General features: G+C 68.3%; 19 protein-coding genes. 10 read left to right on the top strand and 9 right to left on the bottom strand.

The window, feature by feature from the left end:
* Positions 1-162 precede the first annotated feature (162 nt).
* The gene (locus TSH20_RS03725; RefSeq protein WP_109073459.1) at positions 163-1,137 is read left to right on the top strand and encodes a DUF4142 domain-containing protein; all 975 of its coding nucleotides are present in this window, start codon (positions 163-165) and stop codon (positions 1,135-1,137) included.
* A gap of 131 nt (positions 1,138-1,268) precedes the next feature.
* On the top strand, positions 1,269-1,487 hold the full coding sequence (locus tag TSH20_RS03720) for a hypothetical protein (RefSeq protein ID WP_109073458.1): 219 nt from the start codon (positions 1,269-1,271) through the stop codon (positions 1,485-1,487).
* 62 nt (positions 1,488-1,549) lie between these two features.
* On the opposite strand, the gene TSH20_RS03715 is transcribed toward TSH20_RS03720, so the two are convergent.
* From TSH20_RS03715 to TSH20_RS03690, 6 genes are all read right to left on the bottom strand, one after another.
* Complete coding sequence (locus TSH20_RS03715; RefSeq protein WP_109073457.1) at positions 1,550-3,010, bottom strand: TrkH family potassium uptake protein; 1,461 nt, start codon at positions 3,008-3,010, stop codon at positions 1,550-1,552.
* 59 nt (positions 3,011-3,069) lie between these two features.
* On the bottom strand, positions 3,070-4,449 hold the full coding sequence (gene trkA / locus TSH20_RS03710) for a Trk system potassium transporter TrkA (RefSeq protein WP_109073456.1): 1,380 nt from the start codon (positions 4,447-4,449) through the stop codon (positions 3,070-3,072).
* A 145-nt stretch (positions 4,450-4,594) separates the two neighbouring features.
* Positions 4,595-7,309, bottom strand: a complete 2,715-nt coding sequence (locus TSH20_RS03705) for a TIGR02302 family protein (protein ID WP_109073455.1) — start codon at positions 7,307-7,309, stop codon at positions 4,595-4,597.
* A 209-nt stretch (positions 7,310-7,518) separates the two neighbouring features.
* Entirely contained in the window at positions 7,519-8,457 is a 939-nt protein-coding gene (locus TSH20_RS03700; protein WP_247871453.1) for a DMT family transporter, read from the bottom strand.
* A gap of 128 nt (positions 8,458-8,585) precedes the next feature.
* Entirely contained in the window at positions 8,586-9,140 is a 555-nt protein-coding gene (locus TSH20_RS03695) for a DUF2934 domain-containing protein (RefSeq protein WP_109073454.1), read from the bottom strand.
* A 135-nt stretch (positions 9,141-9,275) separates the two neighbouring features.
* Positions 9,276-9,917, bottom strand: coding sequence for a hypothetical protein (locus tag TSH20_RS03690; RefSeq protein WP_247871452.1), 642 nt, complete (start codon positions 9,915-9,917; stop codon positions 9,276-9,278).
* 178 nt (positions 9,918-10,095) lie between these two features.
* On the opposite strand from TSH20_RS03690, the gene TSH20_RS03685 reads away from it, so the two are divergent.
* The 5 genes from TSH20_RS03685 (at position 10,096) to TSH20_RS03665 (ending at position 15,011) form a co-directional block, all read left to right on the top strand.
* The gene (locus TSH20_RS03685; RefSeq protein WP_109073462.1) at positions 10,096-11,655 is read left to right on the top strand and encodes an AAA family ATPase; all 1,560 of its coding nucleotides are present in this window, start codon (positions 10,096-10,098) and stop codon (positions 11,653-11,655) included.
* A gap of 176 nt (positions 11,656-11,831) precedes the next feature.
* The gene (locus tag TSH20_RS03680) at positions 11,832-12,698 is read left to right on the top strand and encodes a universal stress protein (protein WP_109073461.1); all 867 of its coding nucleotides are present in this window, start codon (positions 11,832-11,834) and stop codon (positions 12,696-12,698) included.
* Between the two features lie 104 nt (positions 12,699-12,802).
* Complete coding sequence (locus TSH20_RS03675) at positions 12,803-13,063, top strand: hypothetical protein (RefSeq protein WP_109073453.1); 261 nt, start codon at positions 12,803-12,805, stop codon at positions 13,061-13,063.
* Between the two features lie 91 nt (positions 13,064-13,154).
* Complete coding sequence (locus TSH20_RS03670; RefSeq protein ID WP_109073452.1) at positions 13,155-13,625, top strand: hemerythrin domain-containing protein; 471 nt, start codon at positions 13,155-13,157, stop codon at positions 13,623-13,625.
* A 183-nt stretch (positions 13,626-13,808) separates the two neighbouring features.
* Positions 13,809-15,011, top strand: a complete 1,203-nt coding sequence (locus tag TSH20_RS03665) for a hypothetical protein (protein WP_247871451.1) — start codon at positions 13,809-13,811, stop codon at positions 15,009-15,011.
* Positions 15,012-15,015: 4 nt separating this feature from the next.
* Here TSH20_RS03665 and uvrC read toward each other — a convergent pair whose 3' ends face one another.
* The 3 genes from uvrC to TSH20_RS03650 form a co-directional block, all read right to left on the bottom strand.
* The gene (uvrC, locus tag TSH20_RS03660) at positions 15,016-16,890 is read right to left on the bottom strand and encodes an excinuclease ABC subunit UvrC (protein WP_109073450.1); all 1,875 of its coding nucleotides are present in this window, start codon (positions 16,888-16,890) and stop codon (positions 15,016-15,018) included.
* A 124-nt stretch (positions 16,891-17,014) separates the two neighbouring features.
* Entirely contained in the window at positions 17,015-18,070 is a 1,056-nt protein-coding gene (locus tag TSH20_RS03655) for a GMP reductase (protein ID WP_109073449.1), read from the bottom strand.
* A 154-nt stretch (positions 18,071-18,224) separates the two neighbouring features.
* Positions 18,225-19,028 carry a DeoR family transcriptional regulator gene (locus TSH20_RS03650; RefSeq protein ID WP_247871454.1) on the bottom strand — a complete coding sequence of 268 codons (804 nt, stop codon included), beginning with the start codon at positions 19,026-19,028 and terminating at the stop codon, positions 18,225-18,227.
* 357 nt (positions 19,029-19,385) lie between these two features.
* Between TSH20_RS03650 and TSH20_RS03645 the strand changes: the two genes are divergently transcribed.
* The 3 genes from TSH20_RS03645 (at position 19,386) to TSH20_RS03635 (ending at position 24,491) form a co-directional block, all read left to right on the top strand.
* Positions 19,386-21,563 (top strand): HAMP domain-containing methyl-accepting chemotaxis protein, encoded by a 2,178-nt coding sequence (locus TSH20_RS03645; protein WP_109073447.1) that lies wholly within the window; start codon positions 19,386-19,388, stop codon positions 21,561-21,563.
* Between the two features lie 187 nt (positions 21,564-21,750).
* The gene (gene glpD / locus TSH20_RS03640) at positions 21,751-23,391 is read left to right on the top strand and encodes a glycerol-3-phosphate dehydrogenase (RefSeq protein WP_109073446.1); all 1,641 of its coding nucleotides are present in this window, start codon (positions 21,751-21,753) and stop codon (positions 23,389-23,391) included.
* Positions 23,388-24,491 carry an ABC transporter ATP-binding protein gene (locus tag TSH20_RS03635; RefSeq protein ID WP_109073445.1) on the top strand — a complete coding sequence of 368 codons (1,104 nt, stop codon included), beginning with the start codon at positions 23,388-23,390 and terminating at the stop codon, positions 24,489-24,491. The genes glpD and TSH20_RS03635 overlap by 4 nt, the downstream gene beginning before the upstream one ends.
* The last annotated feature ends 10 nt before the right edge of the window (positions 24,492-24,501 follow it).

Raw genomic sequence — 24,501 nt, 5'->3', positions numbered from 1 at the left:
TGGATGGGTGGGGGATGGGTGGGGGGGGCCGGCCAGTCTGCCGGGTGGAAGGGAACGACCGCCGCGCTCGACGGTTGAGGTGGCGAAGAAGGGCGCTTCGGCCCGGCCGCGAGGTCGGACTGTCGGCGACCGGAAAACCATGTAATTGCAGGAGCCGCCTCCATGAAACGCCATCATCTTCTCGCGACCGCCGCCCTGGTTCTGTTCGCGGCCCCCGCCCTGTCCCTGGCCCAGACGCCGACGCCGACCGCCAAGGTGACCGAGAAGGGCCAGCTGGCGCAGCAGGACATGAATTTCGCCACCAAGGCGGCGATGAGCGACATGTTCGAAATCCAGGCGGGCAAGCTGGCGCAGGACCAGGCGAAGGACAAGGACGTCAAGCAGTTCGGCAGCCACATGGTGTCCGACCACACCAAGACCTCCGACGCCATGAAGGAGATGGCGCAGAAGAAGTCGATGACGCTGCCGACCAAGCTCGATTCCGAACACCAGCAGAAGCTGGACAAGCTGCGCGGCATGAAGGGCGAGCAGTTCGATTCCGCCTATATGCAGGGTCAGGCCGACGCCCACCAGACCGCCGTCTCGCTGTTCCGTGAGGAGGCGCAGAACGGCAAGGACGCCGACCTGAAGCGCTTCGCCGAGCAGACCCTGCCTACGCTGGAACAGCATCTGCGCATGGCCCGCGACCAGCGCCCGGCCGTCGCCTCCGCCGGTGGTGCCGCCGCCCAGCAGGGCACCAGCTTCGAGAAGATGATGGGCAAGGACGTCTACGGCGAGAACGGCAAGAAGCTGGGCGACGTCGCCGACATCATCCTCGACGCCCAGAGCGGCAAGGCCACCCAGGTGATCCTGAACCGCGGCGGCGTGCTGGGTATCGGCGCCAAGCAGGTGGCGCTGGATTACAACCTGCTGCGGACCGACGGCGACCGCGTCGTCGCCCGTCAGGTGACCGAGGATCAGGTCAAGCAGATGGCGGAGTTCAAGTACGACGACAACACCGTCTCGCTGGGCAAGCGCAACGGCGACCACAACACCGGCAGCACCGGCAGCAATGCCAACCACAGCGGCATGTCCGACGATGCGGCCCATGGCACGGCCAACAGCCTGGACAGCACCAAGCCGCGCAACCCGCAGTGAGCAAGCCGCAGTAACATTGGGTGGGCCTGACGGTCACTCCTGATCCCGCATCCAGCCGTCGGCCGCCGGGAACCGTCTTCCCGGCGGCCCCGTACAGCCAAACGACACGGCCAACCGACGGAGATAACGCCATGGCGAACGCCAGCAAGAAGCACATGAGCCCGAGTGGACAGGGCAAGGGCACCGGCACCGGCGCCACCACCGACCTGCCCGCCGGCTCCATCGGCGACAACGAAGTGCTGTCGAACCGTGACAAGTCCCGTCATTCCGACGCCCGCGGCCTGGACAGCAAGGCCGTGCAGACCGAACAGATGCAGGACCACGTCGCCAACCACAATCCTGACGAATGATGCCGGGCACCGGTTGAGGTGTTTCGGGACGGGACCGTGCGAAAGCCGGTCCCGTCGCCGTTTCAGCCCCGCCAGAACTGGGGCATGAACAGCACCAGCACGGTGAACAGCTCCAGCCGGCCCAGCAGCATCGCCAGCGACAGCAGCCATTTGGCCGAATCCGGCAGCGGGGCGAAGGTCCCGGCCGGACCGATGACGTCGCCCAGGCCGGGGCCGACATTGGCCAGCGCGGTCACCGCGGCGCTGGCGCTGGTGATGAAGTCCAGCCCCAGCGCCATCAGCGCGATCGTGGTGACGCTGTAGGCGGTGAAGAACAGCGCGAAGAAGACGATCACCGATCCCAGAACGTCGTCGTCCAGCTGCCGGTTGCCGTACTGGCGCGGGAAGACGCCGCGGGGATAGATCAGGTGGAGGAAGTGGGTGCGCAGCACCGTCGCCATCACCTCGAACCGGAAGATCTTGATGCCGCCGGCGGTCGATCCGGTGCAGCCGCCGATGAAGGTCAGGCCGAAGAAGACGCCGACCGCCAGATTTCCCCACAGGCTGTAGTCGGTGTAGGCGTAGCCGGTGGTGGTGACGACCGACACCACGTTGAAGGCGACCAGCCGCAGCGCATCGGCGAAGCCGTAGTCGTGCTTGAGCGTCAGCCAGAGGCTGAGCGGCAGGATCACCGCCGCCAGGAAGGTCAGGTAGGTGCGCACCTGGCTGTCGCGCCACAGCGCGTCGCGCTGGCCGGTCAGGGTGCGGACATAGAGGACGAAGGGCAGGCTGCCCGCCAGCATGAACAGCGTCATCAGCCAATGCAGCACCGGATTCCTGAAATGCCCGGCCGAAGCGTCCGAGGTGGAGAAGCCGCCGCTCGACAGGCTGGTCAGCGCATGCACCACCGCCTCGAACGGGGTCATGCCGGCCAGCCAATAGCTGAGACCGCAGATCACCGTCAATCCGGTGTAGACCGCCGTGATGGCCTTGGCGATCTGCTGGGCGCGCGGCAGCACCTTCTGCGAGCGGTCGGAGGATTCGGTGCGGAACAGCTGCATGCCACCGACCCTGAGCGCCGGCAGCACCGCGATGGCGACGCCGATGATGCCGATGCCGCCCAGCCATTGCAGCAGCGCCCGCCACAGCAGGATCCCCTCCGTCGTCAGGTCCAGCCCGACCAGCACGGTCGATCCCGTGGTGGTCAGCCCCGACATCGTCTCGAAGAAGGCGTTGGCGTAGTTCAGCGACAGGTCGGGGAAATGGCCGAACTGAAACGGCAAGGCAGCGAAGGCCGCGGTGGTGGTCCAGGTCAGCGGCGTCAGCAGGAAGGCCTGCCGCAGCGACAGCCCGCCGTGCAGGTGGCAGCGCGCGGACCACGCCAGCGCCGCGCCGCAGGCACCGGTGAAGGCGGCGGAATAGAGGAAGACCCGCGCATCCGGATTCCCATAGGCATAGTCGACCGCGGCCGGGATGAGCATCGTCGCGGCGAGCGCCAGCAGCACGATGGCAATGATGAACAGGATCGGCCTGAAATTCGGCATGATGTCTCTGGACGGCGGAATGGGGCGGCTGCGAATTCTCAACGGGAGGGAGCGGCCGATCAGAAGAACTCCAGCCCGACGGCGAACAGCTTTTCGACCTTGCGCACCAGATCGGCGGTCGCCATCACGATGACGCGGTCGCGCGGTTCGATCACCGTCTGGCTGGTGGGAATGATGACCTCGCCGCCGCGGACCAGTGCGCCGATCATCATGCCGGCCGGCAGGCCGATGGTGCCGATGGGGCCGCTGACGGCGCGCGAGGTCTCCAGCGCCTCCGCCTCCACCACCTCGCCGAAATTGTCGCCGATGGTCTGCACCGCCGCCACCCGGCCGCGCCGGACATGGCGCAGGATGGAAGAGACGGTGACCGCCGCCGGGTTGACGACGACATCCATCCCCAGCCCGGCGACGATCGGCGCGTAGGAGGTCTTGTTCAGAAGCGTGATCGCCCGGCCGCAGCCGGCGCGCTTGGCCAGCAGCGAGGTGAAGACGTTGGTCTCGTCGTCGTTGGTGACGGCGACGATGGTCTCCGCCCGGCCGACCTGCGCCTCCTCCAGGATCTCATGGTCGAGCGCGTCGCCGTTCAGCACCACCGTGCTGGAGCGCAGCGAGCGCGAGATCAGCTCCGCCCGGTCGGCGTTGCCCTCGATCATCTTGATGGAGATGCCGCGCATGTGGCGTTCGACGATCTGCGCCAGATTGAAGCCGACATTGCCGCCGCCGGCGATGACCAGCCGGCGGGCCGGCGCCTCGCTGTGGCCGAACAGGGCGACGACGCGGACGATGTCGGCGGTACGGCAGACCAGATGCACGTCGTCGCCCAGCCGCAGCTGGTCGTTGCCCTTCGGCACGAAGCCGGTGCCGTCGCGGAAGACCGCCAGCACGGCGGCGCGCAGGTCGGGAAACATCTCGGTCAGGCGGCGCAGCGGCGTGTTCAGCAGTGGCGAGCTGTTGGTGCAGTGGACGCCGATCAGATGCACCTTGCCGTCGGCGAGCGGCACCATCTCGAACGCGCCGGGGGAGCGCAGGCGGCGCGCGATGCTGTGGGCGATCTCCACCTCCGGCGAGATGACGACGCTGATCGGCAGATGCTCCGGGGCGAACAGCTTCGACCATTCCGGCTGGAGATAGGCCTGCTTGCGGATACGGGCGATGCGCAGCGGGATGTCGAACACCGAATGGGCGACCTGACAGGCCACCATGTTGACCTCGTCGGAGTGGGTGACGGCGATCAGCATGTCGGCGTCCCGCGCCCCCGCCTGGGCCAGCACGTCGGGGTGCGAGGCATAGCCGACCATGCCGCGCACGTCGTGGCTCTCGTCCATCCGCTGGGCAAGCTCGGTCGAGGTGTCGATGACCGTGATGTCGTTGTCTTCCAGCGCGAGATGCCGCGCGATGCTGGCCCCGACCTGTCCCGCCCCGCAGATGATGACCTTCATACGCCCGCTCTCCCCCACTTGCCGACCGCTCCGCTCCGGTTTGGCCGGAATTTGAGGAAATGACGGCGGGAGCGGAGCGTTGCAAGTCGAAGCGGTTCGGCGGGCGGGAATTCCGGCCCGAATCGCCGGAATTCCCCGACAGGTATCAGAACTGTTTCAGCAGCCGGTCGATGTAGTTGCGTTCCTCCTGCGGGCGGCCGTACTGGCCGGACCGGCGGCGGAGTTCGTCCAGGATTTCACGGGCGCGCTGGAGTTCCGACTGTTCGGGGATTTTCACGTCGTTGGAATCCTGCATGCCGTAGCCGGACGGGCGGCGGCCCAGCGGGTCGCGTCCCCGGCCCTGGCGGGGCATCTGGCCCTGCTGGCCCATCATCGCCTGCCCCCCCTGGCCCATCATCTGCTGGGCCATCTGTTCGGCCATGCCCTGCATGCCCTGCTGCAGCTGCTCCATCGCCTCCGTCTGCGACGGCACCGCGGCGCCGGGGGCGCCCTGCTGCAGCGCCTGGGCGGCGTCGCGCATGGCGCGCTCGGCACGGCCCAACGGCTGCGGGATTTCGCCGCCCTGCTGTTCGCCCATGCGGCGCATCAGCTCGCCCAGCTGACGACGGAGAGCCTCCTGCTGTTCGGCCTGCTTCTGCAGGGTCGGGCTGCCCGGATTCTGCTGCTGGCCGTTCTGGTTGCGGCGCTGGTTGGGCTGGCGGCCGCGGGGCTGTTCGCCCTGCTGCCCCTGCTGCTGCTGATCCATCGACTCCTGCGACTGGCGGAAGCTCTGGTCGAGGAGCTGCTGCTGCTGCTGCGCCAGCTTCTGCAACTGCTGCATCATCTCCCAGGCCTGGTTCTGCTGCTGGGCCTGCTGCTGGTTCATCTGGGCCATGGCGCCGGAGCGCATGTTCTCCAGCATCTGCTGAAGCTGGGACAGCATCTGGCGGGCGGCGTCGCGCGACCCCGTCTGCGCCATCTCGCGCATCTTGTCGAGCATCTGCTGGAGGTCGTTGCGGTCGGTCATCTGGTCGGCCATTTCCGGCGGGACCATCGGGATCTTCTCGCCGCGCTGCAGCGCCTCCATCATCCGCTGTTCCATGGCGTCCATGAACTTGTCGAGCGCGGCCTGCAGCTCGTCCATCAGGCGGTTCAGTTCCTCGTCGGAGGCGTTCTTGTCCAGCGCCTCGGACAGCCGCTTCTCGGCGTCGCGCAGGTCCTTCTCCGCCAGCGACAGCCCGCCATCCTCGATGCGGAGCGCGGTTTCCCACAGAAGCTGCTGCAGGGCCGGGACGGAGTCGGCGCTCTGGTCCAGCATCAGCCGGGCCATGGCGGTGCGCAGCGACAGGAAGGCGACGATGTCGTCGCCATAGGTGCCGGGGCGCGCGGAGATCTCCGCCAGCGCGCGGGCGACCTGGACCCGCGACTCCTGCGGATTGCGGGTCAGGACCTTGCGCTGGTTGATGATGGCGCGGGCGACGGGATGGTTGAAGGTCCGTTCCGGCAGGATGATCGCCGCATCCTCCGACCGGCCGGTCTGGCCGGCGCCGTCGGTCGCGGTCAGCCGAACCGTCACCGGCATGCCGGCCCAGGGATGGGCGGTCAGGTCCTGGAAGGCGGTGGCGTGCGCCTCCTTCGGCCGGACGCCGGGCAGCGACAGCGGGAATTCCAGCACCGGGTCGGCCTCGGTTTTCGGCGCCTCGGTCTTCGCGGCGCCATTGTTTGCGGCGCCGGGGGGCGGGGGAACATCGGGTGCGCGGCGGATCTGCGCCTTCACCTCGGTCAGGCCGTAGTCGTCGCGGGCGGCATAGTCCAGCTTCAGCGCGCCGCGCTCTCCGGCGGCGGGCGGATTGGCATGGGCGATGATGGGCGCGCGGTCGGGCACCACCTCGATCGGCCAGGAGCCCAGCGTGCGCCCGCCCTGGGTGACGGCGATGCGGGTGCCGCCGGTCACCGGCTTCTGCACCTGGAAATTGGTCGAATCCACCGCCTCGAACGGGCCGGTCTGGTCGCCGGCCTCCAGGCTGGGGGTGCCGCCGCCGCCGGTGACGCGGGCGAGCACGAGGCTGCCCTGCGGCACCTTCACCGGTTGGTCGGCGGGGTGGTCGCCGGAGTGGTTGGCGGTGGGGGAACCGGCGGTCTGCTGGCTTGCCGGCTTTGCGGTGGAGCCGGATTTCAGGAAGACCGGCGGCAGGCCGGTATAGTCGGGCGGGTTGATCCAGAGGTCGAGCGTCGCCGCCGCCGTGACGGTGCCGCCGGCGAAATGGGGGGTCAGCGCGGCGGCGATGCGCGGGCGCCAGTCACCCCAGGATGCTGCACCGGCGACCACCAGCGTCAGGATCACCAGGGCGCGCAGGGCATAGCGGTCGTGCGACGGCACCTCGGTGCCCGGCCAGGCGACGCGCAGGCCGCGCATGGCGGCGCGTGTGCGCTCCTGATGCAGGCGCCACAGCGCCTGGGCGGTCGGGTCGTTGCCGGCGGGCCGGTCGCGCAGGGTGTGCAGCGGACGGTGGGCGAGACCGCTGTCCCGTTCCAGCCGGCGGCGGGCCTCATCCTCGGCCGGGCTGCGGAAGCGCCGGACCCCGATGACGAGCGACAGCAGGAAGGCGGCGGCAAGCACCAGCAGGGCCAGCCCGTGCAGCCAGCCCGGCAGCAGGACCAGCAGATTCAGCAGCGCCAGCGCCAGGAAGGCGCCCAGCACCGACAGCGGAGCCCACAGCGCCGGCCCCAGCCGTTCCCACAGCAGCGCCGCGCGCGCCTGGGCAAGGCGGAGGCGCGGTTCGGTCACGCCGTCGCTGTCGCCACGATCATCGGCGGCCCGGTTCTGGGCAGCCTGATTCTGGCCGAGTCCGGAGTCGCCGCGTCGCTCGTTCTGCTTCATGCCGCCCCCTCCGCGCCGAAATGCCGCCGGTCCGGCGGTTCGCTTGGCGCCGCCGACCGGTCATGCTGCGCGAGCCAATCATATAGGTGCCGCCTGCGGTTTTTGCCCACCGACTTGTTCACCGGCGCAATGCTACAGCCCATCATTGCGCCATGGCGAAACTATGACGCGCGGCGATCCGCCGAAATTTCGGGGCGCGCGGGGTGCCGTCAGTCGCCTTCGCCGGCCGGGAGCGGCTTGGTCACGGCCGTGCCGCGCCGGGTTTCGCGGTGCAGGATATAGAGGCCGCTCGCCATCACCACGGCGGCGCCGACCGCCATGGTCGTGGTCGGCACCTCCCCCCACAGGAGCCAGCCGAAGCCGACCGCCAGCAGCAGCGAAGTGTAGTTCAGCGGCGCCACCAGGGCGGCCGGGGCCAGCGAATAGGCGCGGGTCAGCATCAACTGGCCGCCGCCGCCGCACAGGCCGGTCCCCAGCAGCAGCAGCCAGTCCATCGGGGCCGGCGTGATCCAGGAGAAGGGCAGGGTCAGGCCGAGAAGGACGGTGGTCAGCAGGGTGAAGTAGAAGACGATGGTGTTCGGAACTTCCGTCCGGCTCAGCTGGCGGATGGCGATCATCGCCAGCGCGTTGGTCAGCGCGCCGAACAGCGCGATGAGCGCGCCCAGATTCAGCACGTCGCCGCTGGGCCGGACGATGATGAGCACGCCGACGAAGCCAACCAGAACCGCGCTCCAGCGGTGGATGCCGACCTTCTCGCTCAACAGCGGCACCGACAGCGCGGTAAGGAACAGCGGGGCGGCGAAATTCAGCGAGATGGCGTCGCCCAGCGGCAGCAGGTGGAAGGACCAGAACATGGCGGCCATGGAACTGAGCCCGATCAGCGACCGCCCCAGATGGCCCCAGGGATAGCGGGTGCGCAGCGTCGTCACGAAGCCCATGCCGAAATGGATCGCCAGACAGACCGGGATCAGTGCGAACAGGCTGCGGAAGAACATGACCTCGGTCACCGGGAAGCGGTCCATCAGGAGCTTCGCCAGGACGTTCATCAGCGAGAAGAACAGCACGGAAATCAGCATCGAGGCGATGCCGAGCGGGGTGTTGTCGACGCGCTTGTGCGGCTTGGGGATGGTTTGCGGCGGGACAGTCACGGTGCGCCGAGCCTACCAAGCGTTGCCGCCCGCGTCACTGTGTCGCGACGCGGGCGGTCATGTCGGGGCGGTATGGCGGTGTTGCGTAAACCCGCGCGGGCGCTCGGCCCGGAACATCCGACCTTCGCTCAGACCTTGAACAGGCCGGAGATTTCGGCCTCGGCGCGCAGCCAGTGCTCCTGCTCGCGACCTTCGGGGCAGCCTTCCTCCTGCCAGATCTGATAGGCGCGTTCCTGGATCATGCGGTTGCGCTGGCCGCTGAGCAGGCCTTCGGCGATGTTCATGTTCAGGCGGGCCAGCGAGACCAGCTTGCGCGTCTCGATGGCGCCCTGGGTCGCCAGCATGGTGGTGGAGACGACATACTGCGCCAGATTGCGCAGGTTGGCCTTCACCTCCGGCTCGACCGGGCAGTCGTCGTTCAGCAGGACCGTCTTGATGGCGATCCACAGCTTCAGGTTCTGGTCCAGCGCGAGGTTGACCTTTTCCGGCACATCCGATTCCAGCAGGGTGCTGGCCGCCTGCAGCAGGACGATGCTGTCCTGTTCCACCGACGCGAAGTTGGTGCGCAGGATGGTGTCGGCCCAGCTTTCCACCGGAGCCTCGAACACCGGCGCGGCGGCGGCAGCGGCGGCAGGAGCGGTTGCGGGAGCGGCGGAAGAGGCGGTCTTGCGCTTGGTGGCCATGGTGGGTTCCCCGGGGAGCGTTCGGTCCGCGTCCACTTGAACCAACCATGTTTAAGATGTGGTTAAGACGCTACCCTTGCGCGCCTTTTGCCGGCGCCAGACGCCGCGACACGATGTCCTGAGCTCGGCGACCAGTCAGGGGCCGCCGAAAGGCAAGCGATAGTAAAAGCCGAAGACGTTGTTGGTGCCGGCCGCCGGATCGCCCGCCGCGGCATCGTTGACGATGCGGCTGTAGCCCAGGCTGAAGCGTGACTTGTTGTCGAACTCGTATCCCAATTCCAGCTGAGAGCGGAACTCGGTGGTGGGGGCGCCCTCGCGCCGGGCGGTGGGCAGGGTGCCGGCGCCGAAACTGGGGGTGAAGACGAAGGAGCCGAGCGGCACGTCCACCAGCACGCCGCCGCTCAGGCCGCCGGTCAGTCCCCCAGTCAGTCCCGGGCCGACGCCGGTCACGGCGCCGCGCGGGGTCAGGCTGCTGCCGCTGCCCGGCCCGATCCAGGGCTGGATGCTGACATAGGGTTCGACCTGCGGGATCAGCGAAGACCCGATCCGCATCTTGCTGTTCAGGATGGTGAGGTTGCTTTCCGCCGGCGGCTGCAGGCTGTAGGCGAGGCCGCCGACCGCCCAGTTGCCGAACCGGCCGTCCGCGTCGATCGACTCCGCCCGCGCCGATCCGGCGCCCAGAAGAGTGACGGCGAGCGCGAGCAGGCAGGCGGGCAAGACGGCCGGCCGGCAAATCCTATGGCGGCAATTTCCCTGGCGGCTGAACAGGCGGTTCACGGGCACCCCCTCCCGGTGACGCGTCGGATCGCACCACGCGGTCCGGCCACTATAACGATGGGGCGTGGCGACTGACCCATGGAGTATCGGCACTACCCCTAGGATGTCGTGATCGCCATCCGCGTTTCAACCATGAAAGCATGAGCGGTGCGGGACGGTTGTCTGTTACCATATGCTCATGAGCGCGCATCCCGCCGAGCCAGCGTCCGGCCCTGGGCCGCAGGAGGAGGCGATCGCCTTCCTGGGCGATCCGCGCACCCATGGCGGGAAGCCGGTGGAGCGGATCGACACCCATGCCGCCCTGGTGTTCCTGGCCGGTGACCGGGCGCTGAAGCTGAAGCGCGCGGTGCGCTATCCCTATCTGGATTACTCGACGGTTGCGAAGCGCCATGCGGCCTGCGTCGCGGAGCTGGCGATCAACCGTCGCACCGCACCGACGCTTTATCGGGGCGTGGTCGCAATCCGCCGCGAGGCCGATGGCCGTTTGCGGCTGGACGAAGAGGGCGGTGAGGCGGCGGGGGACGCAATCGACTGGCTGGTGTCGATGGCGCGCTTCCCCGACGAGGCGCTGTTCGATCGCAAGGCCGAGCGGGGCGGCCTGACCCCTGCCCTGATGCGCCGGCTGGCCGAGCGGATCGCCGCCTTCCACCGCGACGCCGCTCCACGGCCGGATGGCGGCGGGGCGGAAGCGCTGCGCACAGTGGCGGACGGCAATCTGGAGGACCTGCGCGCCGCGCCGGATCTGTTTCCCGCCGACGCTGTGGCCCGGCTGGCGGAGCGCACCGGGGAGGAGCTCGACCGGCTGGCGCCGCTGCTGGAGACGCGGCGGCAGGACGGATTCGTCCGGCACGGCCATGGCGACCTGCATCTGCGCAACATCGTCCTGCTGGACGGCGAGCCGACCCTGTTCGACGCCATCGAATTCGACGAGACGCTGGCGGTGGCCGACGTCTTCTATGACCTCGCCTTCCTATTGATGGATCTGGATCACCGCGGGCTGCGGCCGCTGGGCAACGCGGTGCTGAACCGCTATCTGGAGGAGACGGAGGATTACGGCGGGCTGGCGGCGCTGCCGCTGTTCCTGTCGCTGCGCGCGGCGGTGCGGGCCAAGGTGTCGGCCGCGGCGTTGCGGCTTGGCGGAAAGGCGGAGGGGCTGGCGCAGGAGGCGCGGCGCTATCTGGACCAAGCGCTCGCCGCGCTGGACCCGGCGCCGGCGCGGCTGGTGGCGGTCGGCGGGTTGTCCGGCACCGGCAAGACCAAACTGGCCAAGGGGATCGCGCCCGATCTGGGTCCGTCGCCCGGTGCGGTGGTGCTGCGCAGCGACGTGCTGCGCAAGCGGCTGTGCGGAGTCGCCGACACCGACCGGCTGCCGGTCGACGGCTATGCCCCGGCGGTGACGGAACGGGTCTATGATGAGTTGTACCGGAGGGCGGCGGCGGTTCTGGCCGCCGGGCATGCCGTGGTGGTCGATGCGGTCAGCGCCCGGCCGGACGAGCGCCGCCGGATCGAAGGGGTCGCGGCGGATGCCGGGGTGCGGTTCGACGGGATCTGGATGGAGGCGCCGTTGTCGGAACGGGTGGAGCGTGTGACCAATCGTCGCAACGATGCGTCCGACGCCACCGCCGACGTGGTGGAACGGCAGGAATCCTATGATTTGGGTACAATCGATTGGACGCGCCTGGATTCTGGCAGGGTTGCAGCGGATGTGCTGGACGACGCCCGCGCAAGCTTGGCCTAATTCCAGGAGTGACAGCATCTTATGGACTGAATCTTCAAGGTTTGCGGCCCTTGCCCCGGACCGCGGACCGCAGCGACGATGGGGCGAATGATGGCCCGGTGAGAATCGCCCGCCGCACCGGCGGACGGACCGCCGCCGTCCGGGAAGGGCCGCTCGAACCGGTCCGGGAGGAGTCCATGACCTACAAGACCATCCTAGTGCCGCTCTGCGGCAGTGAGAACGATCCGGTGGCCCTGAAGGGCGCGATTTCGGTGGCGCGCGATTTCGACGCCCACCTTGTCGGCCTGTTCGTCAGCCTCGACCCGCGCGATGCCGTTCCGATGCTGGGCGAGGGCATGTCCGGCGCCATGGTGGACGAGATCATGCGCGCGGCCGAGACCGAATCGCAAAACCATCGCGCCGCCGCCCGCCGTTCCTTCGACGCCGCCGTCGCCGAGGCCGGCTTTGAGATGCGCGAGGTCCCCGGCGGGGTCGAGGCGCCGTCCGCCTCCTGGCGCGAGGTCGTCGGCCGGATCGAGGACGTGGTGCCGGCCGAGGGTCGTCTGGCCGACCTGATCGTCTGCGCCCACACCTCGATCGAGGCGGACACGCAGGGCTACACCACCATGGAAACGGCGCTGCTGGGATCCGCCCGGCCGGTGCTGCTGGTGCCGAAGACCCTGCCGGCGGAGATCGGCCACACCGTCGCCGTCGCCTGGAACGGCAAGACGGAGGCCACCCGCGCCGTCGCCGCGGCCCTGCCCTTCCTGCGCAGCGCCGAGCGCACCCATGTGCTGACCGCCGAAACTTCGGTGACGGAAGGCGCGACAGGACGCCGCATTGCCCAATATCTCGCTTGGCAGGGTGTTAACCCTGAGTTAACTATATTGCATCCGGGATCGGAACCCGTTGGGGAGACGGTCACCAAGAAAGCCGTGGAGCTGGGCGCCGACCTGCTGGTTATGGGCGGCTATGGCCACAGCCGGATGCGGGAAATGATCCTGGGCGGTGTCACGCGCTACGTGCTGAACCACGCCGGGCTGCCGGTTCTTATGGCCCACTGATCTTTGCGGTCTTCGGCCGCGCGGGTTTCCCTGCCGCCTGTTCCGGCGGGGATCCCGTGCGGCGCCGGCATTTGCAGCCCGGCCGTTCCCGGGAGGAACGCGCCATGTTGACGATCAAGGACTGCATCGCTCTGAGCGATCTCACCGAAGCCGAGATCGACGCGATCGCCGAACACGAACATCTGCCGGAAATGGTGGCGGTGGAGATGGGCTATTGCCTGGCCCACTGCCCCGGCGGACCCGACCGCATCGCCCACATCATCGCCGACGACATCGCGGACGCCTGTGCCCACGGGCATGTCGACCATGCGGTGGAATTGATGCACACCCTGCGGGAATTCGTGGAGACGCATCCGCAGGGCTGAGGTCAAGGGGGCGGGAACAGTCCGGCCGCGGCGGGGTTCTAATGGCAACCGTTCAACGATTGCCTTTTAACGACCTCCAAGGACCCCGACGATGGCCAGCAAGACCACCGGCACCCAGACCGACATCTTCGCCCGCATCAAGACCGATCACGACACCATCCGCAGCCTTCTGGACAAGACCGAGAAGGCCAACGGCAGCGGCCGCGCCGTGTTCGAGGAGCTGCAGCGCGAGTTGTGGGCCCATTCGAAGGTGGAGGAAGGCGTCTTCTACGCCTCTCTGAAGAAGGCCAAGGAAGCGAAGTCGGAAACCGTCGAGGGGCTGAACGAGCATCACCTCATCAACGGCCTGCTCGACGAGCTGAACGCGATGAAGACCACCGACAGCGGCTGGAAGGAAAAGCTGCAGGTGCTGGGCGAACTCGTCCGCCACCATCTGGACGAAGAGGAAGAGGAACTGTTCGAGGAGGCCAGGGACGTCCTCGACGACGACCGCGCGGCCGAGTTGGGCGGCGCCTATGACGATCGCAAGAAGCACATCATGGCCGGGCTGGCGCCGCTGTAACGAGGGCTACGCCATCCCGTTTGGTTGCCGTCGGCCGGCGAAGGGGCCATATCTGGGGCTTTCTGGAACTGGCCGGCGGTGTCGATGTCCAAGCGTGTCAGCGTCAAGCGAATGCTCTCCCGGCGGGGTGGGCGGTTCGGCCGTGCCGCGCTGGCGGCAGTCGCACTTGGGGTTTCCGTCCTCATGACCGCCCCCGCTTCCGCCGCACCCGCTCCTCCGGCGAAGGAGCTGGCGCAGAAGACCTGCGGCACGCTCGCGTCGCGGGTCGATGCGGTGTCAGGGCGGGGGCCGCTGTTCCTGCGCAGCTACGACAATTCATACGCGCCCGGCCCGACCTCGGAACCGGCGCTCTCCAACGCCGCCTTCACCTACGACAACGCGCTGGCGATCATGGCGCTGACCGGTTGCGGCCAGCGCGACAAGGCCTTGCGCATCGGCGAGGCCTTGCTGGACGCCGTGTCGCTCGACCGCGCTGGCTGGAAGGGGCGGCTGCGCAACACCTATCGGGCCGGCGCGCAGAAACAGCGGCCGATCCCGCCGAATGGCTGGTGGGATGCCGTCGGCAACCATTGGGGCGAGGACCCCTATCAGGTCGGGACCGCCACCGGCAACGTCGCCTGGGCCGGGCTGGCCCTGCTGACGCTGGCCGATGCGACCGGCGAGACGCGCTTCCGCGACGGAGCGGCGGAGCTGGCGCGCTGGGTGGTCGAGCATACCCGCGATCCGCGCGGCCCCGGCGGCTTCAACGGCGGTTTGCAGGGCTTCGACGACGCACCGCAGCCGCTGACCTGGAAATCGACCGAGCACAACACCGATCTGGTCGCGCTGTTCGGCTGGCTGGCAAGAGATATGGGCGGCGATTTCGCCGGGCCGGAGAAGGAGGCGCGCGATTTCCTCGATAAAATGTGGACGGCGGGCGGCGACCATTTCCCCATCGGCACCGCGCCGGACGGGGTGACGGTCAGCACCTCCACCTCCGGCCTCGACGCGCAGCTCTGGCCGCTGTTGCTGCCGAAGGCGCCGGAGGCCTGGCGTGCCGCCCTGTCCTATGCGGAGCGCGCCCATGGCGCCGACGGCGGCTTCGACTTCAACGACGATCGCGACGGCATGTGGGTGGAGGGCACGGCGCAGGCGGCGCTCGCCTACCGCGCCGTCGGCCGCCGCGGCGATGCCGACCGGCTGTTCGGCGAACTGCTGAAGGAGATCAGCCCCGGCGGCTATCTCTACGCCACCCGGCCGCAGGTGCTGTCCACCGGCCTTGCCATCGGGCCGGACAGCAAGACCGACGACTTCCTCTATTACCGCCGCCCCCATCTGGGCGCCACCGCCTGGGCGGCGCTGGCGGCGGTCGGCTGGAACCCATTCACGGGAAAGACGGTGCCGTAATCCTCTATCCGTGGAAGTGTTCGTAGAGCTTTCGCGCGATGGCTTCGCTGATGCCGGGTGCGGCCTCCAGGTCCTTCAGGCCGGCGGAAGCGACGGCTGTGGCACTGCCGAAATGGTGGAGCAGAGCCTTCTTGCGGGCGGGGCCGATGCCGGGAATGCCGTCGATGCGGGTGTGCGACATCGCCTTCATGCGGCGGGCGCGGTGGCTGTCGATGGCGGTGCGGTGGGCCTCGTCGCGCAGCCTTTGCAGGAAATGCAGCACCGGATCGTTGGGCTCCAGCGTCAGCGGCGGCTGTCCGGGGCGGAAAAAGCGCTCTCGCCCGGCGTTGCGGTCCGGACCCTTGGCGATGGCGACCAGCGGAATGTCGGTGATCTGCAGCATCGCCAGCTCGTCCTTCACCGCATTCAACTGACCGAGGCCGCCGTCGATCAGGACGAGGTTGGGCCATTGCCCGGAATCGCGGCCGGCCTCGCTGCTGCGGTGGAAGCGGCGGGTGAAAGTCTCGCGCAGCATGGCGTAATCGTCGCCGGCCGCCTCCGGATCGCGGATGTAGAAGCGGCGGTAGGCGTTGCGCTGGAACCCCTCCGGCCCCGCCACCACCATGGCGCCGACCGGGAAGGAGCCCTGGATGTGCGAGGTGTCGTAGATCTCGATGCGACGCGGGGCGGCCGGCAGGCCGAAGACGCGCGCCACCCCCTCCAGCAGAGTCGCCTGGGTGGAGCGCTCGGCCAGACGGCGGCCGAGAGCGTCGCGGGCGTTTGTCTGCGCGTGTTCGACCGCGCGGCGCTTCGGTCCGCGCTTGGGGCATTCCACGGCGACGCGGTGGCCGGCGGACAGGCTCAGCGCGTCGGCCAGCAGGTCCGGTGAGTCGACCGGGTCGCTCAGCAGCAGCAGGGCCGGCGGCGGGGTGTCGGCATAGAGTTGCGCGGCGAAAGCGGCGAGGATGTCACCCGGCTCCTCCTCCGCGTCGATGCGCGGGAAGAAGGCGCGGGTGCCCTGGTTGCGGCCGCCGCGGAAGAAGAAGGCCTGGACGCAGGCCGCACCGCCTTCCCGGTGCAGGGCCAGCACGTCGGCGTCGCCCAGCGTGTCTTCCAGATTGATGTCCTGGCGGCTCTGCAGCGCGGTCAGCGCGCGGATGCGGTCGCGCCAGCGGGCGGCGTCCTCATATTCCAGCCGGTCGGAGCTGTCGAGCATGTGGCGGGCGAACTCCGCCTGCACCTCCGCGCTGCGGCCGGACAGCACGTCGCGCACGCCCTGGACCTGATCGGCATACTCCTCCTCGCTGACGCGGCCGACGCAGGGGGCCGAGCAGCGCTTGATCTGGTGTTGCAGGCAGGGGCGGGTGCGTGAGGCGAAAACGCCGTCGTCGCAGCTGCGCAGCAGGAAGGCGCGCTGCAGGGCGGCGATGGTCATGCCGACCAGATGCGGCGAGGCGTAGGGGCCGAACAGGTCGGAATCCCTGCGGTTGCCCTTGCCTGAGGTTCCCCGCCGCTCGGCGCTGCCGCGATGCTGCATCAGGCGGGGGAAGTCATGCCCCTTGCCAATGACGATGTAGGAGAAGGAGCGGTCGTCCTTCACCAGGATGTTGAAGGGCGGCAACAGGCTGCGGATCAGGTTCGCTTCCAGCAGAAGCGCCTCCGCCTCGGTGTGGGTGGTGACGAATTCCATGGCGCGGGTCAGGGACACCATCCGCCGGGTGCGGTTGGGCAGCCCGTCGGTCCGGGTGTAGCTTGCCACCCGGCGCTTCAGGTTCTTCGCCTTGCCGACATAAAGGACCGACCCGTCGGCCGCCAGCATCCGATAGACGCCGGGCGTGTCCGGCAGGGTCGGCAATTGGGCGCGGATGACGTCCGCTCCGCTGCCGGGCACCCCGTCCATAAGCTCTCTCGTTCCCGCAAAGCTCCGATTCGCCGCTCACCCAAGCAGTAGAACGGAACGGGTCCAAGAGACAAGATTCGGACGAGGCTTCCGGCAGGGATCTGCCATGCGGCAAGGGGCTGGGTCAGCCCCCGAACACCGTGTTCAGCTGGGCGCCGACCCGGACGAAGGTGGTGCGTTTCGGCACCTCCTTCAGCCGGGTGGCGCCGATGTAGGTCATCATGCTGCGCACGCCGCCCATGATCTCCTGCATCGTGTTCTCCACCGGGCCGCGATAGGGGATCTCGACCGTCTTGCCTTCCGAGGCGCGGTAGGAGGCGACGCCGCCGGAGTATTTGTGCATCGCGGTGTCCGACGACATGCCGTAGAAGGTCATGGCCACCGGCACGCGGTCGCCGTCACGGTCCTCATAGCGGATCTCGCCCTCGCATTCGTCATGGCCGGCCAGCATGCCGCCGAGCATGACGAAGTCGGCGCCGGCGCCGTAGGCCTTGGAGATGTCGCCCGGCACCGTGCAGCCGCCGTCGCCGCAGACCTGACCCTTCAGCCCGTGGGCGGCGTCGGCGCATTCGATGATGGCCGACAGCTGGGGATAGCCGACGCCGGTCATCTTGCGGGTGGTGCAGACCGACCCCGGTCCGATGCCGACCTTGACGATGTCGGCGCCGGCCAGCAGCAGAGCCTCCGTCATGTCGCCGGTGACGACGTTGCCGGCCATGATGACGGTCTCCGGGTTCTCCTCGCGCAGGCGGGCGATCACCTCGACGAAGCGCTCCGTATAGCCGTTGGCGACGTCCAGGCAGATCTTCCCCACCGGCGCCTTGGCCTTCACCGCCTGGAACTTGTCATGGTCGGCGTCGGCGATGCCCATCGAATAGAAGACGTTCGACTGGACGGCGGATTCCGCCTCAGCCTGGAAGAAGGCAACCAGTTCTTCCGCCTTGTAATGCTTGTGCAGGGCGGTCATGGCGCCGAAGCGCGACAGCGCGCGGGCCATGCCCATGCTGCCGGTGACGTCCATGTTGGCGGCGATCAGCGGGAAGCCGGTCCAGTCGCGCTGGGTGTGCAGGAAGGTGAAGGTCCGGTTGACGTCCACGTCGTTGCGGCTCTGCAGCGTGCTGCGTTTCGGCCGGATCAGCACATCCTTGAAGTCGAGCTTGAGGTCGCTTTCGATGATCACCGCACACCTGCTGATATCTGTTTGCCGGGCCAACCGCTTTCACAAGGCCCAACATCACAGAGTGGAGGCGATGCCCCGCTTCGGCAAGCGACATCGGGGCCGCGGGTGGGGGTGCCGCGTTTGAAGCAGTTTCGCAGAAACGGGGGGTATCCCCTTACTCCTCCGCATCCTCGCCGTCGCCGTTCGCCGGCTCGCTGCCGTCGGCGACATGGACCTGGCAGTCGGCGTTGCTCAGCACCTCCATCAGTTCGGGCGGCGGCAGGCGGTCGGTGAAGAGCGCGTCGAGCACGCTGACGTCGGCCATGCGGATCATGGCGTTGCGGCCGAACTTGGTGTGGTCGGTGACCAGGAAGACGCGGCGCGAGCTTTCGATGATGGCGCGGGCGACGCGGACCTCCTGCTCGTCGTAATCCAGCAGGTCGCCTTCGGCGTCGATGCCGCTGATGCCGATGATGCCGATGTCGACCTTGTAGCGGCGGATGAACTCCACCGTCGCCTCGCCGATGATGCCGCCGTCGCGCTCGCGGACCAAGCCGCCGGCGATGGACAGGGCGAAGTTCGTGTTCTTGTGCAGGATGGTGGCGACGTTCAGGTTGTTGGTCAGCACCCGCAGCCGCTTGTGGCCGAGCAGCGCCTGGGCCACCGCCTCCGTCGTCGTGCCGATGTTGAGGAACAGCGAGGCGTCCTCCGGCACATGGCGGGCGACCATTTCAGCAATGCGCCGCTTTTCCTCCGCCATCAGGGTCTGGCGGGTGGAATAGGCGATGTTCTCCACGCTGGACGGCACGGTGACGCCGCCGCGGAACCGGCGGACGGCGGACTGCCCGGCCAGATGTTCGATGTCGCGGCGGATGGTCTGCGGCGTGACGTCGAAATGTTCGGCCAGCCATTGGATCTGCACCATGCCTTTGGCATGGACCAGGGCCACGATTTCCTGCTGGCGGCGTTCGGCGTCCAGGCGCGCATCCATCGGGGGGCTGTCTCCGGTCGGGTGGGGCGTCAGTGAATCAGATGCGCGGAATGGGTCAAAGCGAAAACGGCAACTGGGCGGCGGTTCCGATCCAGGCGGGCCGGGCGATTCCGCCGGCCGGCAAACCTACGGCCCCGTACGGCAAATATGTACGCCGGATATTGTTCGCAACACAAGCATGTTTCTTTACGAAAATGAACGCGCATGCTAAGAGAGGATGCGCGCGGTTCCATGCGCCCGATCAGGGTTTGCCGCGACTGACGGCCATCGTCGCCATTCTTCAAACTTGTCGTGACTCCAAACGGTCCGGCCTGCTGACAATAAATTAACGTATAGGAGAGGAATATGACGCAACTGACGCCGGAAGGGGAGCGGCGGGGCATTCGGCTCGGCATTCAGGGGCGGCTGTTCCTGGCCTTCGGCGGGGTGGCGATGCTCGCCGCCTTCGCCAGCGTCATGGCCTGGTGGTCACTGACCGAGACCGGGCGGTCGATGGACCAGATCGGCCGCAGCAGCGTGCCGGCCATCGTCGGCTCGCTCAATCTGGCGAAGGACAGCACGGCGATCGCCGCCGATGCGCCGGCGGTGGCGGCATCGCGCGACACGGCCGAGTTGACGGAGCGGATGGACGGCCTGACCAAGCGGCTGGTGGGTCTGCGTGACCGCATCGCGGCGATGCGCAACCAGTCGGGAACGGGCGCCGGAGGAATGGCGGCGGATGCCGATGCGGTCGCCGGGCTGGCGGAGCGCATGGGGGCGGCGCTGGACACGCTGGGCAAGCGCACCGCCGAGAGGCTGGAACTGGAGGAGAAGCTCAACACGCTGATGGCCGACGCGGTGATGGCGCACGAGGATTTCACCGATCTGGTGGCGCCCCTGCTGGAGGTTTCGACCCTGTCGGTCAACAACGTGGTGGGCGATCTGGCGGCGGCGCAGACGGTCGATGCCGCCACCGGGCTGGGCCGCCGGCTGGCGCAGGAGGAACTGCCGGTCATCACCCAACTGATGAACGTACAGGCCAACGGCAACCTTGCCTTCGGCATGATCGCCGCCGCGTCCAGCGTGCCCTATGGCGCGACGCTGAACAACATCCGGTCGAAATACAATTGGGCGCTGCTGCGCGTCGACAACGCCATCGAGGCCTACCCGAAGGACAGCCCCGACCGGCCGTCGCTGGTCAAGGCGCGTGACGGGCTGGCCGCCTTCGGCAGTGGTGCCGGCAGCGTCTTCCGCCTGCGCGACGATCAGGCGCGCATCACCGCCGACATCGAAAGCGCTCTGGCCGAGACGGTGCGGCTGACCACCGAGCTGAACGGGACCATCGACACGGTGGTTGCCCACCAGCAGGAGCGCACCGGCGCCGACGTGACGCGGACCGAAAGCGCGATTGCCGGGGCCGTCGCCGTCCAGGGCGGCGCCGCGGCCGTCGTGGTGCTGTCGAGCCTGCTGATCGCCTGGTTCTATGTCCGCAACCGGTTGACCCGCCGGCTGCTGCGGGTGATCGACGCCATGCGAGCCGTTGCCGCCGGCGATCTGACGGCCGACGCCAGGGTCCGCGGGCGCGACGAGATCGCGGAAATGGCCGGGATCGTCGGCGTCTTCCGCGACAAGAGCGCGGAGATCGCCCGCCTGCAGGAGGAGCAGGCCGCGATGAAGCAGGCCGCCGATGCCGAGCGGTCGCGCACCATCCAGTCCATCACCGCCAGCATCGAGGCCAGCGTGAAGGAGGCCTCGCGCCACATCGCCGCCGCGTCGGCCGATATGCGCGAGGCGTCGGAAGGGATGTCGGCCACCGCCGAGCAGACCTGCCGCCGCATGACCGACGTGCGCTGCGCCGTCGCCGACACCGCGACGAACGTGCAGACGGTGGCGGCCACCGCCAGCCAGCTTTCGGCTTCGATCGGCGAGATCACCCGGCGGGTCGGCGATTCCAGCCAGATCGCCCGCAGCGCGGTGGATGAGGCGCGCAGCACCAACGAGCTGATGGTGGCGCTGGCCGCCGCCGCGCAGAAGATCGGCGACGTGGTCGGCATGATCAACGCCATCGCCGGACAGACCAACCTGCTGGCGCTGAACGCCACCATCGAGGCGGCGCGGGCGGGGGAGGCCGGCAAGGGCTTCGCCGTCGTGGCGGAGGAGGTGCGCAGCCTCGCCGGCCAGACCGCCAAGGCGACCGAGGAGATCGCCCAGCAGGTCCAGGCGGTGCGCAGCACGGCGCAGGGGGCCGTGTCGGCCATCGACGACATCGGCCGCACCATCAGCCGTATCGACGAGATCACCGCCATGGTCGCCGCCGCGGTGGAGGAGCAGTCTGCCGCCACCGACGAGATCGCGCGCAGGATCAACCATGCCTCCGACGCGGTGCAGAGCATCGCCGATACGGTGGTGTCGGTGGATGATGCGGTTAACCGCACCGGCAGCGCCGCCGCCCAGGTGGTGGACGCCACCCGCGCGCTTTCGCAACGCTCCGAAAGCCTGAGCAACGACATCGACCGCCTGCTGGGCGGCATCCGCGCGGCGTGAGCGCTTTCGCACGGACTGCGCTGGATCAGCCATATTTCCGATAGGAAAGAGGTGCGATCCGGCGTAGCCTCAAAAACATGGTCCGCTGAACAAACATTTTCCTTTTCAAACGCGAACGAACATTCTATGTTCCGAAACGAAAGCGGCCGGGTTCGCAAGGAACCGGCGCGGTACGGAGAGGAACCCAATGGCAAACGCGAGCCCTGCAGGAACGGACGGCCGGCTCGGTGCAGGCGGACCCGGGGCTGCCGGTTCCGTGGTGGCTGACCTTCTGATCGTCGGCGGCGGCGTGAACGGGGCGGGCATCGCCCGCGATGCGGTCGGGCGCGGGATGTCGGTGGTGCTGTGCGAACAGGGCGACCTTGCGGGCGCCACCTCGTCGGCAAGCACCAAGTTGATCCACGGCGGCCTGCGCTATCTCGAATATTACGAATTCCGTCTGGTGCGCGAGGCGCTGCAAGAGCGCGAGGTTCTGTTGCGCGCCGCTCCGCACATCATCTGGCCGCTGCGTTTCGTTCTGCCCCATGACAGCAGCATGCGCCCGGCCTGGATGGTGCGCATCGGGCTGTTCCTTTACGATCATCTGGGAAAGCGCAAGCTGCTGCCGGGTTCGCACGGGGTCGATCTGACCAGCGCGCCGGCGGGAAAGCCGCTGGCGGGCGGCTTCACCAAGGCGTTCGAATATTCGGACTGCTGGGTGGAGGACAGCCGGCTGGTCGTGCTGAACGCCATGGACGCCAAGGCCCGCGGAGCGGAAATCCTGACCCGCACCCGCTGCGACAAAGCGGTCCGCCGCGATGGTCTGTGGGAAGCGACGCTGGTCGATGTGACCACCGGCGCCACCCGCACCGTCCGCGCCCGCGCGCTGGTCAATGCCGCCGGCCCCTGGGTGCGCGAGATGATCGCCAAGCGCACCGGCGTCACCGTCGACAAGTCGGTGCGTCTGGTCAAGGGCAGCCACATCGTCGTGCCGAAGATGTTCGAAGGCGAACACGCCTACATTTTCCAGAACGATGACCGCCGCATCGTCTTCGCCATTCCCTATGAGCGCGATTTCACCCTGATCGGCACCACCGACCTCGATTATTCGGGCGATCCCGGCGCGGTGGCGATCGCCCCAGACGAAATCACCTACATGTGCCGGGCGGTGTCGCGGTACTTCGCCAAGCCGGTGCGCGAGAGCGACGTGGTGTGGACCTACAGCGGCGTCCGGCCGCTGTTCGACGACGCCAGCGGCAACGCCTCGGCCGTCACCCGCGACTATGTGCTGGAGATGGACGAGCCGGCCGGCGAGGCGCCGATGCTGTCGATCTTCGGCGGCAAGATCACCACCTTCCGCCGGCTGGCGGAGGAGGCGACGGAGAAGCTGGGCAAGGCGCTCGGCAAGGGCGGCGCCACCTGGACGGCCGACGTGGCGCTTCCCGGCGGCGACATCGCCAACGCCGATTTCGCCGGCTTCCTGGCCGGTCTGAAGCGCGGCCGGCCCTGGCTGCCCGAGGCGCTGGCCCTCCGGCTGGCGCGGGCCTACGGCACGCGGGTGGAGCGGCTGCTGGGCGACGCCAAGGGGCTGGACGATCTGGGCATCGATTTCGGGGGCGGCGTCTATGAGGCCGAACTCGACTATGCCGCGCGGGAGGAGTTCGCCATGACCGGCGACGACTTCCTGTGGCGGCGTTCCAAACTTGGGCTGCACCTGGACGCTGCGATCCGGGACGCCATCGGCGGCTGGTTCGACCGGCGCCGCGAAGCTACGGCCAACAGGGAATTGGGCGGCGACACCGCCGGCCAGTTGGTTGAAAAGGGCCGGTCGATGGGAGGAATGCGGTGACACTCACACTGGAAGGCGTGGCCAAGCGCGTCGGCGCCGAGCAACATCTCCACCCCCTGTCGCTGGAGCTGCAAGCCGGCAGCTTCAACGTCCTGCTGGGACGGACGCTGGCCGGCAAGACGACGCTGATGCGGCTGATGGCCGGTCTTGACAAGTCGACCGCCGGGCGCGTGCTGGAAAACGGCAAGGACGTCACCGGCACGTCGGTGCGCCATCGCGACGTGGCGATGGTCTATCAGCAGTTCATCAACTATCCGGCGATGACGGTCTTTGAGAACATCGCCTCGCCGCTGCGCCGCCAGGGCAAGGACAAGGCGGAGATCGATGCCAAGGTGCGGCGCACCGCCGCCATGCTGCGGATCGAGCCCTATCTGGAGCGCCTGCCGGCCGAACTGTCGGGCGGTCAGCAGCAGCGCTGCGCCATTGCGCGGGCTTTGGTGAAGGGCGCCGGCCTGCTTCTGCTCGACGAGCCGCTGGTCAATCTGGACTACAAGCTGCGCGAGGAGCTGCGCGCCGAACTGCGCGACATCTTCGCCGACGGCAAGACCACGGTGGTCTACGCCACCACCGAACCGCAGGAGGCGCTGATCCTCGGCGGCAACGTCACGGTGCTGCACGAGGGGCGGATGCTGCAGACCGGGGCGACCGGCGACGTGTTCCACACGCCCGCCTCGCTGGAATGCGCGCAGGTGTTCAGTGACCCGCCGATGAACGTGATGGACGCGATCCTCACCAACGACCGCGTCGCGCTGTCCGACGGCACCAGCCTGCCGCTGTCGGCCCATGACCGCAACCTGCCGGCCGGCCCCTGCAAGGTCGGCATCCGCGCCAACCACCTGACGGTGCTGCGGCGGAGCGAGCGGCTGGTGCCGATCAAGGGCCGCGTCGCCCTGTCGGAGATCAGCGGGTCGGAGACCTTCGTCCATCTGCGCCACGGCGACACCACGCTGATCGCGCGGGAGGAGGGGGTGCACAGCCATCCCATCGGCAGCGACATCCAGGTCTATGCCGATCCCGACCGCATCTTCGTCTTCTCCACCGCCGGGCAGCTGGTGGCGGCACCCAACTGGCGGCGCGGCGCGCTGCGCAACATCGCTTAAGGGGGGCGGG

Source organism: Azospirillum sp. TSH20 (assembly GCF_003115935.1).
In the GTDB taxonomy this organism is placed as follows: Bacteria; Pseudomonadota; Alphaproteobacteria; order Azospirillales; family Azospirillaceae; genus Azospirillum.
Note: the sequence above shows the minus strand (reverse complement) of the source record. Positions and strands in the feature narration are given on the sequence as shown.